Origin of the sequence: Bradyrhizobium sp. 170 (assembly GCF_023101085.1) — a bacterium.
Classification (GTDB): Bacteria; Pseudomonadota; Alphaproteobacteria; order Rhizobiales; family Xanthobacteraceae; genus Bradyrhizobium.
Genome location: NZ_CP064703.1, coordinates 8,849,020 through 8,864,625, shown reverse-complemented (window position 1 = coordinate 8,864,625; position 15,606 = coordinate 8,849,020). Strand labels below are relative to the sequence as shown.

13 protein-coding genes are annotated in these 15,606 nt (G+C 63.8%); 12 read left to right on the top strand and 1 reads right to left on the bottom strand.

Going from position 1 to position 15,606, the window contains the following annotated elements:
* Positions 1-94: 94 nt before the first annotated feature.
* Positions 95-2,830: a DNA mismatch repair protein MutS gene (gene mutS, locus IVB05_RS41850; RefSeq protein WP_247782016.1), complete on the bottom strand. Its 2,736-nt coding sequence runs from the start codon at positions 2,828-2,830 to the stop codon at positions 95-97.
* A 316-nt stretch (positions 2,831-3,146) separates the two neighbouring features.
* On the opposite strand from mutS, the gene pcaF reads away from it, so the two are divergent.
* From pcaF to IVB05_RS41790, 12 genes are all read left to right on the top strand, one after another.
* Positions 3,147-4,355, top strand: coding sequence for a 3-oxoadipyl-CoA thiolase (gene pcaF, locus IVB05_RS41845; RefSeq protein WP_247782015.1), 1,209 nt, complete (start codon positions 3,147-3,149; stop codon positions 4,353-4,355).
* Between the two features lie 135 nt (positions 4,356-4,490).
* Positions 4,491-5,192 carry a protocatechuate 3,4-dioxygenase subunit beta gene (gene pcaH / locus IVB05_RS41840; protein ID WP_247782014.1) on the top strand — a complete coding sequence of 234 codons (702 nt, stop codon included), beginning with the start codon at positions 4,491-4,493 and terminating at the stop codon, positions 5,190-5,192.
* Entirely contained in the window at positions 5,193-5,798 is a 606-nt protein-coding gene (gene pcaG / locus IVB05_RS41835; RefSeq protein WP_247782013.1) for a protocatechuate 3,4-dioxygenase subunit alpha, read from the top strand.
* Positions 5,799-6,064: 266 nt separating this feature from the next.
* Entirely contained in the window at positions 6,065-7,027 is a 963-nt protein-coding gene (locus tag IVB05_RS41830) for an ecdysteroid 22-kinase family protein (protein WP_247782012.1), read from the top strand.
* Between the two features lie 45 nt (positions 7,028-7,072).
* The gene (locus IVB05_RS41825; protein ID WP_247782011.1) at positions 7,073-8,011 is read left to right on the top strand and encodes a LysR family transcriptional regulator; all 939 of its coding nucleotides are present in this window, start codon (positions 7,073-7,075) and stop codon (positions 8,009-8,011) included.
* Positions 8,012-8,136: 125 nt separating this feature from the next.
* A complete protein-coding gene (locus IVB05_RS41820) occupies positions 8,137-9,027 on the top strand; it encodes a shikimate dehydrogenase (protein WP_247782010.1) in 891 nt (296 codons plus the stop codon).
* A 107-nt stretch (positions 9,028-9,134) separates the two neighbouring features.
* Positions 9,135-10,271, top strand: coding sequence for an ABC transporter substrate-binding protein (locus IVB05_RS41815; protein WP_247782009.1), 1,137 nt, complete (start codon positions 9,135-9,137; stop codon positions 10,269-10,271).
* 92 nt (positions 10,272-10,363) lie between these two features.
* On the top strand, positions 10,364-11,239 hold the full coding sequence (locus tag IVB05_RS41810; protein WP_247782008.1) for a branched-chain amino acid ABC transporter permease: 876 nt from the start codon (positions 10,364-10,366) through the stop codon (positions 11,237-11,239).
* Positions 11,236-12,234 (top strand): branched-chain amino acid ABC transporter permease, encoded by a 999-nt coding sequence (locus tag IVB05_RS41805; protein WP_247782007.1) that lies wholly within the window; start codon positions 11,236-11,238, stop codon positions 12,232-12,234. Before IVB05_RS41810 ends, IVB05_RS41805 begins: the two co-directional genes overlap by 4 nt.
* Complete coding sequence (locus tag IVB05_RS41800) at positions 12,231-12,974, top strand: ABC transporter ATP-binding protein (protein ID WP_247782006.1); 744 nt, start codon at positions 12,231-12,233, stop codon at positions 12,972-12,974. Before IVB05_RS41805 ends, IVB05_RS41800 begins: the two co-directional genes overlap by 4 nt.
* Before the next feature lie 11 nt (positions 12,975-12,985).
* Positions 12,986-13,726, top strand: coding sequence for an ABC transporter ATP-binding protein (locus IVB05_RS41795; protein ID WP_247782005.1), 741 nt, complete (start codon positions 12,986-12,988; stop codon positions 13,724-13,726).
* Positions 13,723-15,594, top strand: a complete 1,872-nt coding sequence (locus IVB05_RS41790; protein ID WP_247782004.1) for a sugar phosphate isomerase/epimerase and 4-hydroxyphenylpyruvate domain-containing protein — start codon at positions 13,723-13,725, stop codon at positions 15,592-15,594. The genes IVB05_RS41795 and IVB05_RS41790 overlap by 4 nt, the downstream gene beginning before the upstream one ends.
* Positions 15,595-15,606 lie beyond the last annotated feature (12 nt).

Here is a 15,606-nt window from a genome sequence, read left to right as displayed (position 1 = left end):
TGTAGCCCGGATGAAGCGAAGCGAAATCCGGGGCCGGCCGATCCGCGGGTGAGATTCCCGGATTGCGCTGCGCTCCATCCGGGCTACGGACTCGTTATCCCTTCGGCAATTTCGCCTTCAGCGCATACAACGCCTCCAGCGCCTCGCGCGGGGACATCTCGTCGGGATGCAGCGCCTTCACGGCTTCCATCATTTGCTCGGCCTCGCTCGGCGGCGCGGCTTCCGCGGCGGCGCGGGAAGGGACGGCGAACAGCGGCAAGTCGTCGGCGAGCGCCCGCGCCGTCTGGCCGCGGTCCTGCGCTTCGAGCTTCGCCAGCACCGACTTGGCGCGGGCGATCACGGCGGGCGGGAGGCCTGCGAGTTTCGCGACCTGGATGCCGTAGGAGCGGTCGGCCGAGCCGGGCAGCACCTCGTGCAGGAATACGACGTCGCCCTGCCATTCCTTGACGCGCACGGTGGCGTTGAACATCCTCGGCAGTTTTGCGGAAAGCGCGGTCAGCTCGTGATAATGCGTGGCGAACAATGCGCGGCAGCGGTTGGCTTCATGCAGATGTTCGATCGCGGCCCAGGCGATCGACAGGCCGTCGAAGGTCGCGGTGCCGCGGCCGATTTCATCGAGGATGACCAGCGAGCGTTCGCTGGCCTGGTTGAGGATCACGGCGGTCTCGACCATCTCGACCATGAAGGTGGAGCGGCCGCGCGCAAGATCGTCCGCCGCGCCGACGCGTGAGAACAGGCGGTCGACGACGCCGATACGCGCGCGTGACGCCGGCACGTAAGAACCGATCTGCGCCATCAGCGCGATCAGCGCGTTCTGGCGCAGGAAGGTCGATTTGCCGGCCATGTTCGGGCCGGTGATCAGCCAGATCTGGCCGGATTTCTGAGCGGGGCTGGGCGACAAGTTGCAGGCATTGGCGATGAACGGCTGGCCGTCGCGCTTCAGCGCCTGTTCGACCACGGGATGCCGGCCGCCTTCGACCGCGAAGCCGAGCGAGCCATCGACCTCGGGCCGTACATAATTGTCGTCGACCGCGAGCTTCGCCAGCGCGGTTGCGACATCGAGCAGCGCAAACGCGTGCGCCGCGGCGCGCAGATCGTCGCTGGCGGTAAGCGCCATTGCGCAGAGCCGCTCGAAGATTTCCAGTTCGAGCCCAAGCGCGCGGTCGCCGGCATTGGCGATTTTGGCCTCGATCTCGCCGAGCTCGGACGTGGTGAAGCGAACCTGGCCCGCGAGCGTCTGGCGGTGGATGAACGTGGCATTCAACGGCGGCGCCATCAGCTTGTCGCCGTGCTGCGCCGTCACCTCGACGAAATAGCCGAGCACGTTGTTGTGCCGGATCTTGAGCGCCTTGATGGAGGTCGCGTCGGCATAGCGCGCCTGCATCGCGGCGACGACGAGGCGGGAGGCATCGCGCAGATTGCGGCTCTCATCGAGTGCGGCCTCATAGCCCTCGCGGATGAAGCCGCCGTCGCGCTTGATCAGCGGCAGTTGCTCGGCGAGCGCGCGTTCGAACTCGCGGGCGAGGTCGCGCGAGGGGCGGCGCAAAGCCTCCATCACCGCAATGATTTCCGGCGGCGGCGCGTCGAGCTGCGCAAGCCGCGCCAGCGCCTGGTCCGCGGCAAGGATGCCGTCGCGCAAGCCGGCAAGGTCGCGCGGACCGCCGCGTCCGACCGATAGCCGCGCCAACGCGCGCGACATATCGGGCGCCGCGCGCAACGTGGCTCTGACGTCGTCACGCGCGGCGCTATCGGCGACAAAGGCGGCAATCGCATCCAGCCGCCGTGAGATTCCCGCGCTGTCGGTGAGGGGCGCGGCGAGGCGTTGAGCCAATAGCCGCGAGCCGGCGGCGGTGACCGTGCAATCGATCGCATCGAGCAGCGATCCGCGCCGTTCGCCTGATAGCGTTCGGGTCAATTCGAGATTGGCTCGGGTGGCGGGGTCGATCGCCATCGTCGTTCCGGCCGCCTCGCGGGAGGGCGGCGACAGCGGCGGACGCTTTCCGACCTGCGTGCGGTCGATATAGGTGACGGCGGCGGCTGCCGCGGTGGCCTCCAGCCGCGACATCGCGGACAGGCCATCCATAGTCGCGACCGCGAAATAGTCGCACAGCCGCCGTTCCGCGGTGGCGCCGTCGAAGACGTCGCGGGTTAGCGGCGTCACCGAGGGCAATTCGCGCAGCAGCGGGCCGAGGTCGGCATCGCCATAGAGCGCGTCGGTGACGATCACCTCATTCGGATTGATCCGCGCCAGCGTCGCCGCCAACTCCGCCGTCGAGCATTCCGTCACCATGAATTCAGACGTCGAAATGTCAATCCAGGCGAGGCCAATCCGGTCGCCGCCGGCGGAGGCGCGGGCGCGCGCGATCGCCAGCAGATAATTGTTGGTGCGGGCGTCGAGCAGCGTGTCTTCCGTCAGCGTGCCCGGCGTCACCAGCCGCACCACGCCGCGGGCCACTACGCTCTTGTTGCCGCGGGCGCGTGCCGCGGCGGGATTCTCGGTCTGCTCGCAGACGGCAACGCGGTGGCCGGCGTTGATCAGGCGGTGCAGATAATCCTCGGAGCGCTCCACCGGGACGCCGCACATCGGGATGTCCATGCCCTGGTGCTTGCCGCGCTTGGTCAGCACGATGCCGAGCGTTTTGGAGGCGATCTCGGCGTCCTCGAAGAACAGCTCGTAGAAATCGCCCATCCGGTAGAACAGCAAGAGCCCGGGATGGGCGGCCTTGATTTCAAGGTACTGTTCCATCATCGGCGTAACGCGCGAATTTGCGTCAGCGGCAGGCGCGGCTTCGGGAAGCGCAGGGGCGGGTATGGATCGCTGGATCGTCATCAGAGCGTTTTCAAGTGAAGTGGGTACCGGTTCGCGCAAAGAAAACGCGTCCAAACGAGAGCTGAAGCCGGCCGAGGTTCTAGGGCCAAGGCTCCGGGGGCCGCAAACTACAAAATTTCGCCGCCCGATCCTATTCCCTTACCTGCGTTGTCAGAGTTTTCCACGCATCACGCCAGCGTTGAGGACATGACGGACCTCCCGCGAAAGCACCACCCGGGAACGGCGCCTCGATTGACCTGCCGCGGGCACGCTCCTAAAACTCGCCAACAGTTCCAGCGGGTCAACGCCTAAAGCACGGCATTCAGGGAGAGATTCTATGCGTGATGTATTCATTTGCGATGCCGTCCGGACCCCGATCGGCCGTTTCGGCGGCTCGCTCGCCAAGGTGCGCGCCGACGATCTGGCGGCCGTCCCGATCAAGGCGCTGATGGCGAAGCATCCCAATCTCGACTGGGCGCAGGTGGATGAGGTGTTTTTCGGCTGCGCCAACCAGGCCGGCGAGGACAACCGCAACGTGGCGCGGATGGCGCTGTTGCTGGCGGGCATTCCGGAATCGGTTCCCGGCCAGACCCTCAACCGCCTCTGCGCGTCCGGCCTCGACGCGGTCGGCGCCGCGGGCCGGGCGATTCGATCAGGCGAAATCGATTTCGCGATTGCCGGCGGCGTCGAGTCGATGACCCGCGCGCCGTTCGTGATGGGCAAGGCGCCGGAAGCGTTCGCGCGCTCGGCCGAGATTTACGACACCACGATCGGCTGGCGGTTCATCAATCCACTGATGAAGGCCCAATATGGTGTCGATGCGATGCCGGAAACCGGCGAGAACGTCGCCGAGGAATTCCAGGTGTCGCGCGCCGACCAGGACGCGATGGCGATCCGCTCGCAGCAGCGCGCAGGCGCGGCGATTGCGGCCGGTTATTTCGCCGAGGAAATCACACCGGTGTCGGTGCCGGGCGGCAAGGCCGGGCCCGTCATCGTCGACAGGGACGAGCATCCGCGCCCCGAGACCACGCTGGAGGGCCTGACGAAATTGAAGCCGATCGTGCGCAATCCCGGCACGGTGACGGCGGGCAATGCGTCCGGCGTCAATGACGGCGCGGCGGCGATGATCCTGGCGTCGGAAGCGGCTGTGAAAAAGCACGGGCTGACGCCGCGGGCACGCATCCTCGGCCTCGCCTCGGCTGCGGTGCCGCCGCGCATCATGGGCATCGGCCCGGTGCCGGCGACGAAAAAGCTGATGGAGCGGCTCGGCATCAAGATCAGCGATTTCGATTTGATCGAGCTCAATGAAGCCTTCGCCTCGCAGGGCATAGCCTGTCTGCGGCAACTGGGCGTCAAGGACGACGCTGATTTCGTCAACCCGCATGGCGGCGCGATTGCGCTCGGCCATCCGCTCGGCATGAGCGGCGCGCGGCTGGCGTTGACGGCGGTGCACGGCATGGAGAAGCGGGGCGGGAAGCTTGCCTTGGCAACCATGTGCGTCGGCGTCGGCCAAGGCGTTGCGGTCGCGGTCGAAAAGATTAATTGAAACAACTATTTGGGAGAGTAAAAAACAGCGCTTTCCCAAATTAGTTATGTCATATAATGATCTGGCGGCGCGGCTCAGCGACAAAATTGCAAAGCAATTTTGCGCCGCGAGCGCGATGCGAGGGAGGAATTCGTCATGACATTGGTCTATCCAGTGCAAAGTCTCGCGGCGCATCCGCCGCGGCTGTCCCCCGGCTACAAGAGCACGGTCAAGCGCTCGCCCTCCAGGCCGCTGATTCCGATGCGGCACACGCTGTCGGAATTGACCGGGCCGGTTTACGGCCACGAGACGGTGCGCGCGAACGATCACGACCTCACCGTTCAAGGCAAGGGCGAGCCGCTTGGCGAGCGCATCATCGTGCACGGCCATGTGCTCGACGAAGACGGCCGCGGCGTCCCGAACGCGCTGGTCGAACTGTGGCAGGCCAACGCCTGCGGTCGCTATGTCCACGTCGTCGATCAACATCCCGCGCCGCTCGATCCGAATTTCACCGGGGCCGGCCGCGCGCAGTCGGACGCCCAAGGCTATTACCGCTTCGTCACCATCAAGCCCGGCGCCTATCCCTGGGGCAATCACCACAACGCGTGGCGCCCGGCCCACATCCATTTCTCGGTGTTCGGCCACGCGTTCGTGTCGCGTCTGGTGACGCAGATGTATTTCCCGGGTGACCCGCTGTTCCCGTTCGATCCGATCTTCAATTCGGTGACCGACGAGAAGGCGCGCGACCGGATGATTTCCGCGTTCGATCTGGAGAACACCATGCCGGATTGGGCGCTGTGCTACCGCTTCAACATTGTGCTGCGCGGGCGGAACGCCACGCCGATGGAGAAAAAGTAAGTGCAACAGACCAAGCCCGACGGCCTCACCCCGTCGCAGACCGTCGGCCCCTATTTCGCCTATGGGCTGACCTCGAACGGCCGATACGACTGGAACGACGCGTTCACCAACAATTTGGTGACGGCGGATACGTCAGGCGAACGCATTCGCATCGAGGGGCAGGTGTTCGACGGTGATGGCGCGGTCGTGTCGGATTGCATGCTGGAGATATGGCAGGCGGATGCGCAGGGACGGTTCTCCGATCCGCAGGACAAGCGGGCGCTGGCGAACTCGACGTTCAAGGGGTTTGGCCGGATCGGCACCGATGCGAAGGGCGGTTATGCCTTCGACACCATTAAGCCGGGCCAGGTCGCCGATCCCGACGGCAAGCCGCAGGCGCCGCATGTCGTGCTCGCCGTGTTCGCGCGCGGCATGCTGCTGCACAATTATTCGCGGATCTATTTCGACGGCGAGGCCGCCAATGCCGCCGATCCCGTGCTTGCGCTGGTGCCGGCCGATCGCCGCACGACGCTGATCGCGACGCGGCAGCCGGGTAACGGCAACGCGGTCTATCGGTTCGACATCCATCTGCAGGGCGACAAAGAGACGGTGTTCTTCGACGTGTAAGTTCCGACGTCGCAGCGTTTTCTCGTCGTGGCCGGGCTTGACCCGGCCATCTATCCACTTTCGAAAAAGGCTTCTTGCGAAGAAACGATGGATACACGGGTCAAGCCCGCGTATGACATTGGGGGATATGCCGGGTTGCGCTGCCTCACTGTGGGTTGTCAATGACACCTGACTCCTTGCCGCCGCCGGCAAATGCCGAACGTCTTACCAACGCGCTTCGTAAGTCCGGCGTTCTGGGGCCGGCGCGGGTTTGCAGCGTCGTGAGGATGACACCTCCGATAAAGAAGTTGCGTTCACACACATTCCGGCTGCGCTTGGATTATGGAGGCCGGGCCGGAGACGCCCCGAACTCCGTCATTCTCAAAATGGGTCATCTCGATGATGCGGGTCGTTCGACCTACACGAATGGCCGGGAGATTTCATTCTATCGCGACATCGCCCCCGCGTTATCGGAACGATTGGTGCCGCGCTGTTTTGAGGCCGTCGAGGCGACGGATACCAGCGCGTGGCATCTGCTGCTGGAAGACCTGACGGACTCGCATTTCGTCGCGACTGCGTGGCCATTGCCACCCACGACTCAGCAATCCGAGCAAATCGTGGAGGCTCTCGCGCGTATCCATGCGGCGTGGTGGGACGACCGACGCCTCGGTCATTCGGTCGGGAGCTGGTACGACGCAGATGCCTGGGACAGGATTCTGCGAGATTTCGGAATTCAGTTCGCGCGGTTCACCGACCGGTACGGAGAGATGATACCAGCCGAGCGGCGGAATCTTTACGAGAGATTGCTGGATCGCGGGCCTGAGCTGCTGGCGCGCTACCATGTGCGACGCAACCTGACCATCATCCATGGTGACGCTCACCCATGGAATTTCTTCCTGCCGCGGCCTGATGGAGGCGATAACCCCAGGTTGCTGGATTGGGAGGGCTGGAGCATCAATACGGCGACCGACGACCTAGCCTATATGATGGCGATGCTTTGGTATCCCGATCGCCGGAGGCGTGTCGAGCAGCCTCTTCTGGCCCGCTACCATGCGGCGTTATCGGTTCACGGAGTGAGCGATTATGATCGCCAGTCGCTGAACGATGATTATCGGCTGTCGGTGCTCTGGCTGATCACAAGACCAGTGGCGCAGGCGATGGCTGGTATTGGCGGCGGGGTCTGGTGGAATAATCTTGAGCGGATTTTTCTCGCAGTCGACGATCTCGGCTGTCGGGAGCTGCTCGACTGATGGCCATATTGATCGTAAGCAAGTTACGTCGCAGGTAAGATTTCCATGATGACGCTTCGCCAGGTCGAGGTGATCCGCGCCGTGATGGTGACCGGCACGATCGGCGGCGCGGCGCGGCTTCTCAACGTGTCGGCGCCGGGCATCAGCCGGCTGGTGAAATACACCGAGAAATCGCTCGGCGTCCGCTTCTTCCAGCGCCAGAACGGGCGCTATTTCCCGACGGCGGAAGCCCGCAACATCTTCGAGCAGATCAACGGCGTCTACGAGAAGATGGATGATCTAACCGAGATCATCTCCAAGATCGGACGCGGCGATCTGTCCGAACTGCGCATCGGCTCGGTGCCGAGCATCTCGCAGGTCATGGTGCCGCGTGCGATCGAGCGGGTGCGGCGCCGTTATCCAGAACTGCGGATCGACATCAACATCCTCAAGATCGAGGAAGCCGTCGATTATCTGCTGCTCGGCCGCGGCGATTGCGTCGCCATGAGTTACCGGCTCGAGCATCCCGGCCTCGACTTTCTGCCGCTGGCGTCGGGCGAATTGTTCTGCATCGTGCCGGCGGGGCATGAACTCGCCGGATGCAAGCAGGTCTCGGCCGCGGAGATCATCCGCTATCCCCTGATCGGCATCGACCCCAACGATCCCTATGGACGGATCATGGCGGAGATATTCGCGCGCAACAAACTCGACTACGACATCACCATCCGCGCGCGCTTCGGCACGACCGTGTGTGCGCTGGTCAAGGCCGGCCTTGGCATTGCCGTGATCGACCAGTTTACTGTCGCCCACGGCGGCTATCCCGGCGTCGAATTGCTTAAAATCGTCGAGCCGACCAGGTTCGACACTTACATTGCGGTGAAACGCGGCGCGCCGCTGTCGCTGCACATCGAGCATTTCATCGAATGTCTGCGCTCGGAAATGCGGGCGGTGGGGCCGGGCAAAGTTATGCCGCGAAAGCCCGATTCCAGGCGGCGCAAGAAATAACATGATGTTATCTATCCAGCTTAAATGGGTAATTGTGTTAGGTCGGCAAAACGCTATCGTCTGGGCGGATCGGGGCGTATCCCGAACCGACGCCGCCAACGCGCATTGGGACCGATAACGAGATCATGAGCCCTGCCGCCCGCCCCCTTGCTCCGGCCGACCGCCGCTTTCTCACCGGCCTGATCGGCGCGCCGATTGCGCATTCGGCATCGCCGGCGATGCATGAGCGGGCCGCCGAAGCGCTGGGCGCACATTGCCATTATCAGCTGATCGAAGTTGCGGGCGCTGACCGCGAAGAATTGCGGCTACTACTCGATGGCGTGCGCCGTCTGGGCTTTGCCGGCGTCAACGTCACCTTTCCGTACAAGGAAGCGGTGGTTTCCCTGCTCGATGAATTGTCGCCGGGGGCGCGTGCGATCGGCGCGGTCAACACGGTCGTGGTCAGGGATGGCCGGCTGATCGGATACAACACCGACACAACAGGGTTTGGCCGGGCGGTCGCCGAACTCATCCGGGATCCCGCGCAGAGCCGCGTCGCCGTGATCGGCGCAGGCGGCGTCGGCAAGGCGATCGCCTTCGCACTGGCGGCGACCGGCGTGAGCGAGATCAGGATTTTCGACACCGATCACGCCAAGGCCGAGCAACTCGCCGCGCAGCTCAAGAGCCACGGCGAAGCAAGGTCTGCCGACAGCGTCGAGGACGCGATGAGCGGCGCCACCGGAATCGTCAACGGCTCGCCGGTCGGCATGTTGCCGAACCGCGGCTCGCCGGTGCCGGATGCTCTGTTGCACAAGGACCTTTGGGTAGCGGATGCGGTCTACACACCGCTCTGGACACCGCTGTTGAACGCCGCAAAGGCAAAAGGCGCGGAGGTCATGACCGGGCGCGAGCTTGCGATCTATCAAGCCGCGGACGCATTCGAACTGTTCACGGGATTGAAGCCATCGGCCGTCGAGATGGGAAATGCATTCGACGCCGTGATGGCCAAACGCTACGCTAAAGTGAACGCAGCCTAGAGCATGATCCGGAAAAGTGGGTACCGGTTTTCCGAAAAAATCATGCTCAAATCAAAGAACGCGGCCGGTCACAAGGCCGCTTGTTTTAACGAGAAGAGGGGATGGAAATGAGATCTGGAATTTTCGCAGGACTCCTGCTTGCCACCGTGTCGGCCGCAGCCGCGTTCGCGCAAGGCGGCCCGATCAAGCTCGCCAACGTCGCCGAACTGTCCGGCGGCGGCGCCACCGTCGGCACCAACTGGAAGAACGGCATCGACCTCGCGATCGAGGAGATCAACGCCAAGGGTGGCGTTCTCGGCCGCAAGCTCGAGGTCACGCATGCGGATTCGCAATCGAACCCCGGCGTTGCGCGCGCGCAGGTGCAGAAGGCGCTCGACAATGAGCCCTACGTCCTGCTTGGGCCCGGCTATTCCGGGTCCGTCAAGGTCACGTCGCCGCTCGCAGCCGAAGCCGGCATCGCGCAGATCATGGGTGGCGAAGCGGCCGAACTGACGCAAGGCGGCAACAAGTTTCTGTTCCGCACCTCGTTCGGCCAGCAATCCTCGATGCCGAAGGTCGCCAAATACATCAACGACGAGCTGAAGGCGAAATCGGTCGCGATCGTCTGGGTCAACAACGATTTCGGCAAGGGCGGCCGCGACGTCATCACCAAGGAATTCGCCAAGTACAGCATCAAGGTCGCCGCGGATATTTCCACCGAAGCAGGGCAGGCCGACTTCGCCGCCGACGTCAGCAAGATCAAGGCTGCGGCGCCCGATGCGGTGTTCGTCTATGTCAACGAGGAAGAAAGCGCGCGGATGCTCAAGGAGCTGAAGCGTCAGGCGATCACCGTGCCGCTGATGGGCGAGACGACGCTGGTCGGCCAGAAGGTCGTCGAACTCGCCGGCGATGCCGCGAACGGCGCGCGCGGCCATGTCGGTCTTACGACCGATGCACCGGTCGATCTGGTCAAGGCGTTCCGGGAGAAGTTCGTCAAGAAGTACAATTACGTCCCCGATCATAACGGGCTGAAGGGCTACCTCGCGATCTACATGATCAAGGCCACCACCGAGAAGATGGGCAAGGTCGACGCCAAGGCGTTCGCCGACAATCTGCACGGCCTCACCATCAAGGCCGCGAGCGAGCCCGGCATCCTGATGGATGTGACCTTCGACGAGAAGGGCGACATCGATCGCCAGGGCTTCCTGGTCGAGATCGTCGACGGCAAGCAGGTCGTCAAGCAGGTGCTGCCGAAACTGAACTGAGCCGCGACGGGGCGTGCGCGCGAACGTGCGCCCCGAGATCAGCATGATGAAACGATTGACGCCGTCCGCATGTGACGGGTGAGGGGAGGAGCATGTCCAATCTGCTCGATCTGCTCGTGGCAGGCCTTGCGACCGGGGCGATCTATGCCCTCGTCGCGGTCGGTTTCACGCTGCTGTGGCAGACATCGCAAACCATCAATTTCGCGCAGGGCGAATTCGTGATGCTGCCGGCGTTCCTGATGCTGGCGGTGATGCATGTGGGGGCGCCGTTCTGGCTCGCGATCATTCTCGGCATCCTGCTGTCGCTGCTGCTGCTCGGGCTCGGCTTCAAGCTGCTGCTGGTCGACCCGATGCTGCGCCACGGTGTGCTGCCGCTGGCGATCGCGACCATGGCGCTGGCGATCGGCATGAAGGAGGCGGTGAAGCAGTTCTTCAGCGCGGAGGCGTCGCCCTTCCCTTCCATCGTGCCGGCCGGTGACGTTTCGATCCTTGGCCGGGTGGTCTCGTTGCAGAGTCTCGGTGTGCTCGCGCTTGCGATTGCGGTGGTGATTGGCCTGACTGCGCTGCTGAACCGCACCTCGATCGGCCATCAGATGCAGGCGACCGCGCAGAACCCGACGGTCGCCCGCATCATCGGCGTGCCGGTCGAACGCATGATCCTGATGACGTTCCTGATCAACGCGTTTCTGGTGGCGCTGGCCTCGCTCCTGATCACGCCGATCTATCTCGCCAAATTCTCCTCCGGCGAAGTGCTCGGGCAGGCGGCGTTCATCGCGGCGATCGTCGGTGGCTTTAACCAGGTGCGCGGCGCCATCGCCGGCGGGCTTTTGATCGGCGTGGTGGACAATCTCGCTGCCGCCTATGTGTCGACGCAGTACCGCGCCGCCGTGCCGCTGATCCTCCTGATTGTCATCATCCTGTTCCGTCCGCAGGGACTGCTCGGCCGGCCCGAGGAGCGCACGGTATGACCGCAACGGGAAAATATCTGCGCATCGCGCTTGGCATCGCCGTCATCGCGGCCCTGATCATCGTGCCGATGAACTTCAACCGCTACGGCCTCTACATCCTGAGCCAGTGGGCAGTGATGACGATCGCGGCGATGGGATTGAACCTGACACTGGGATATGCCGGCCAGGTCTCGCTGGCGCAGGGCGCGTTCGTCGGCATCGGCGCCTATGCGGCGGCGATCATGACCGCGCAGGGCTTGCCGCTGGTTGCCGCATTGGGCGTCGCCATCGTGCTGTGCTTTGCGATCGGCTGGATCCTGGGTTACCCGGCGCTGCGCGTGCAGCATCACTACCTTGCCTTCGTCACGCTGGCATTCTCGACGCTCGCCTTCCTGGTGTTCCGCAACGAGGACTGGCTCACCAAGGGCATCTACGGCATCTCCAACATTCCGCGGCCCAATGTTATGGGCTTCGCCACCAACCGGCCGCTGCCGTTCTATTATTTCTGCCTTGGCTCACTCGCGCTCGTCTCGCTGGCGATGTGGTGGCTGATCCGCTCGCCCTGGGGCCGCGCCTTCGTGGCGCTGCGTGAAAATCCGGTCCGGGCGCTGTCGCTCGGCATCGATACGCGGCGCTACACGCTGATGGCGTTCGCGATCGGATCGGCGCTCGGCGGCGTCGCCGGAACGCTCTATGCGCCGCTGACGCAATATATCGATCCGGTTCCCTTCAACCTCTCGCTCTCGCTCGATCTGTTGATGATGGTGATCGTCGGCGGCTCCGGATTCTTCTTCGGGCCGTTCCTGGGCGCCATGATCGCGGTGCTGCTGCCGGAGTGGCTGCGCTTCACGCAAGGCTATTACCTGATGCTCTACGCGGTCGCCGTGATGCTGCTGCTGATTTACTCGCCAACCGGCATCCTCGGCATTCTCGACCGTTATCTGACCGAGCGCCGCACCAAGACGGCATCGGCGCTGCGCGCGGTCGCCAAATCCCGGCTGGAGACGGCGCCATGACCGCGGTCCTCGAAGTCAGCGACATCAAGAAGAGCTTTGGCGGCATCAAGGCGGTCGATGGCGTCAGCTTCGACGTGCAGGAGGGGGAGATCCTCGGCCTGATCGGCCCGAACGGCTGCGGCAAGTCCACGCTGTTCAACTGCATCCTTGGCCAGCTCACGCCTACCGATGGCGAGGTCAAGGTTGACGGCAAGGTCGTCACTGGATTGCGGCCGTCCGAATTGAATCGTCTCGGTGTCAGCCGCACCTTCCAGCTGCTGCAGGTGTTTCCAAAACTGTCGGTGCGGGAGAACCTGATCCTCGCCGGGCAGGAGCATCAGGGCAACATGGTGTCGCGGCTGTTCGGCCCCTCCGACGCCGGATTATCAGCGGCGGCCGACCAGATGATCGGCTTCTTCAAACTCGATCACCTCGCGACCGAAGCCGCCGGCGGCCTGTCCTATGGCCAGCAAAAACTGCTCGATGCCGCCATGGCGTTCATGGGCGGGCCGCGGCTGGTGCTGCTCGATGAGCCCGCCGGCGGCGTCAACCTCACCATGCTCGGCGATCTCAAGGAGCGGCTGGCGGCGATCAACCGCGAGAAGCGCGCCACCTTCGTCGTCATCGAGCACAACATGGAATTCGTGATGTCGCTGTGCACCCGCGTGATGGTGATGGCGGAAGGCAAGCTGCTGGCGATGGGCACACCGGCCGAAGTGCGCGCCAACCCCGCCGTCATCGAAGCCTATCTCGGCCACTGAGGGATCGATCCATGAGCGATACCATCCTGGATGTTCAAGGCCTCGTCGGCGGCTACGGCAAGATGACGATCCTCAACGGCACCAGCTTTTCGGTGCCGGCAGGCTCCATCACCACCGTGATCGGGCCGAACGGCGCGGGAAAATCCACCGTGTTCAAGGCGATCTTCGGCCTGTTGAAGCTGCGCGAAGGCAGGGTCGTATTCAAGGGACGTGACGTCACCGGGCAAAGCCAGCGCGAGTTGCTGACATCAGGCATCTGCTATGTGCCGCAGGGCCGCAATATTTTCCCTGAGCTGTCGGTGCGCGATAACATCCAGCTCGGCGCTGTCGTGGCGGGACGGGACATCACCGACCTGCCTGAGCGGATCGAGGCGGCGCTCGACAAATTCCCGGTGCTGCGCACGAAGGCGACGCAGCAGGCGTCGACGCTGTCGGGCGGCGAGCAGAAGCAGCTCGAAGTCGCCCGCGGCCTGCTGCTCAATCCGCAACTGGTGCTGATCGATGAGCCTTCAATCGGGCTTTCGCCGCTGATGGTGCAGCAGACCTTCAACATTCTGAAAGATCTTCGCGACCGCGGCGTATCGATTCTGATGATCGAACAGAACGCCCGCTCCGCGCTGGAGATTTCCGATTACGGCATCGTGCTCGAACTCGGCCAGACCCGACTCGTCGACACCGCGCAGCGCGTGCTGAACGATCCCCGCATCGGGCAATTGTTCCTGGGCGGTGCCATGACGGAGACGGCCGCATGAACAAGCGCTCGATCGCCACGGTTTCGCTGAGCGGCGCGCTCGATGAAAAGCTGCGCGCGATCGCCGCGGCCGGCTTCGATGCCGTCGAGATTTTTGAGAACGACCTGCTTTCGTTCAGCGGCAGCCCGCGCGACGTCGGTCAGATGTGCCGGGATCTCGGGCTCTCGATCTGCGCGTTCCAGCCATTCCGTGACTTCGAAGGCATGCCGGAGCCGCAGCGTACCCGCAATTTTGCGCGCGCCGAACGCAAGTTTGACCTGATGCAGGAATTGCAGACCGATCTGATGCTGATCTGCAGCAATATTTCGCCGGCCTCGCTCGGCGGCATCGACCGCGCGGCTGCCGATTTCCGCGAACTGGGTGACCGGGCCGCCGCGCGCGGATTGCGCGTCGGCTATGAGGCGCTCGCCTGGGGGCGTCACGTCAACGATTATCGCGATGCCTGGGAAATCGTACGGCGCGCCGATCACAAGTCGATCGGCATCATTCTCGACAGTTTTCATGCGCTGGCGCCATCGTTTCCGACGCTGCCGATCCAATCGATCCCGGCCGACAAGATATTTCTGCTGCAACTGGCCGACGCGCCGAAACTCGGCCTCGACGTGCTGTCCTGGAGCCGGCATTTCCGCTGCTTCCCGGGCCAGGGCGACCTGCCGGTCGCGCAGTTCGTGGAAGCCGTGCTCGCCACCGGCTATGCGGGGCCGCTGTCGCTGGAAATATTCAACGACCAGTTTCGCGCCGGCTCTGCAGTCCGTACGGCGACCGACGGGCTGCGCTCCCTGATTCTGCTCGAGGATGACGTCCGCGGCGCCGCGTCCGGAGCTCCTGCGATGCCGCTGCAGCCGAAGGCTCGCAGCCGCGGCGTCGGCTTCATCGAGTTCGCCGTCAGTGAAGAGAAGGCCAGCGACCTCGCCGCGCTGTTCGGCCAACTCGGCTTTCGCAAGACCGGCGCTCATCGCAGCAAGGATGTCGAACGCTGGTCGCAGGGCCATATTGATCTCGTGATCAATTGCGAGCCTGATGGCTTCGCGCATTCGCACTTTGTCGCGCACGGCCCCGGCGTCTGCGCCATCGCCATTGATGTGGATGACGCCGGCAGGACCATGGCGCGGGCGGAGGCGCTTCAGGCGCGGACCTTCTACCAGCCGGTCGGGCCAGGCGAACTCGAGATTCCGGCAATCCGCGGCGTCGGCGGCAGCCTGCTGTATTTCCTGGAACAGGCCGGCAAGAACTGGGACCTCGATTTCGATCTGCTGCGCAGCGATGCGGCGACCGATCGGCTCGATGCCGTTGATCACATCTCGCAGTCGATGCCTTATGATGAGATGCTGTCGTGGCTGTTGTTCTATACCGGCATTCTCGATCTGGAGCGCCTGCCGCAGATGGAGATCGCGGACCCGGTTGGCCTCGTGCAGAGCCAGGCGCTGATCAATGGCAATCAGAGCCTGCGCGTGGTGCTCAACGGTTCGTCGGCCACCCGCACGCTGTCGGCCCGTTTCATCCACGAATTCTTCGGCTCCGGCGTGCAGCACGTCGCGTTCTCCTGCCGCGATATCTTCGCTGCGGTTGCCGACATGCGCGCGCGCGGCGCGGACTTCCTGAAGATCCCCGACAATTACTACGACGACATCGAAGCCAAATACGGCCTCGACGCCGCGACCATGACCGCGCTTCGCGACAACCAGATTCTCTACGACCGCGAAGGCGACGGCGAGTTCTTCCAGGTCTACACCCACGCCTTCGACGAGCGGTTCTTCTTCGAGATCGTCGAACGGCGCAACTATCACGGCTTCGGCGCCGCCAACGCCGCGATCAGGCTCGCGGCCCAAACCCGGGAATCGCGGCCGCTGACCATGCCCAGGGCCTGACTTGCACAACAA

What these genes read in the sequence shown, in the direction of transcription:
- mutS (WP_247782016.1), bottom strand. Translation starts at nt 2,830, where the DNA reads ATGACGATCCAGCGATCCATACCCGCCCCTGCGCTTCCCGAAGCCGCG.
- pcaF (WP_247782015.1), top strand. Translation starts at nt 3,147, where the DNA reads ATGCGTGATGTATTCATTTGCGATGCCGTCCGGACCCCGATCGGCCGT.
- pcaH (WP_247782014.1), top strand. Translation starts at nt 4,491, where the DNA reads ATGACATTGGTCTATCCAGTGCAAAGTCTCGCGGCGCATCCGCCGCGG.
- IVB05_RS41830 (WP_247782012.1), top strand. Translation starts at nt 6,065, where the DNA reads ATGACACCTCCGATAAAGAAGTTGCGTTCACACACATTCCGGCTGCGC.
- IVB05_RS41825 (WP_247782011.1), top strand. Translation starts at nt 7,073, where the DNA reads ATGATGACGCTTCGCCAGGTCGAGGTGATCCGCGCCGTGATGGTGACC.
- IVB05_RS41820 (WP_247782010.1), top strand. Translation starts at nt 8,137, where the DNA reads ATGAGCCCTGCCGCCCGCCCCCTTGCTCCGGCCGACCGCCGCTTTCTC.
- IVB05_RS41815 (WP_247782009.1), top strand. Translation starts at nt 9,135, where the DNA reads ATGAGATCTGGAATTTTCGCAGGACTCCTGCTTGCCACCGTGTCGGCC.
- IVB05_RS41810 (WP_247782008.1), top strand. Translation starts at nt 10,364, where the DNA reads ATGTCCAATCTGCTCGATCTGCTCGTGGCAGGCCTTGCGACCGGGGCG.
- IVB05_RS41805 (WP_247782007.1), top strand. Translation starts at nt 11,236, where the DNA reads ATGACCGCAACGGGAAAATATCTGCGCATCGCGCTTGGCATCGCCGTC.
- IVB05_RS41800 (WP_247782006.1), top strand. Translation starts at nt 12,231, where the DNA reads ATGACCGCGGTCCTCGAAGTCAGCGACATCAAGAAGAGCTTTGGCGGC.
- IVB05_RS41795 (WP_247782005.1), top strand. Translation starts at nt 12,986, where the DNA reads ATGAGCGATACCATCCTGGATGTTCAAGGCCTCGTCGGCGGCTACGGC.
- IVB05_RS41790 (WP_247782004.1), top strand. Translation starts at nt 13,723, where the DNA reads ATGAACAAGCGCTCGATCGCCACGGTTTCGCTGAGCGGCGCGCTCGAT.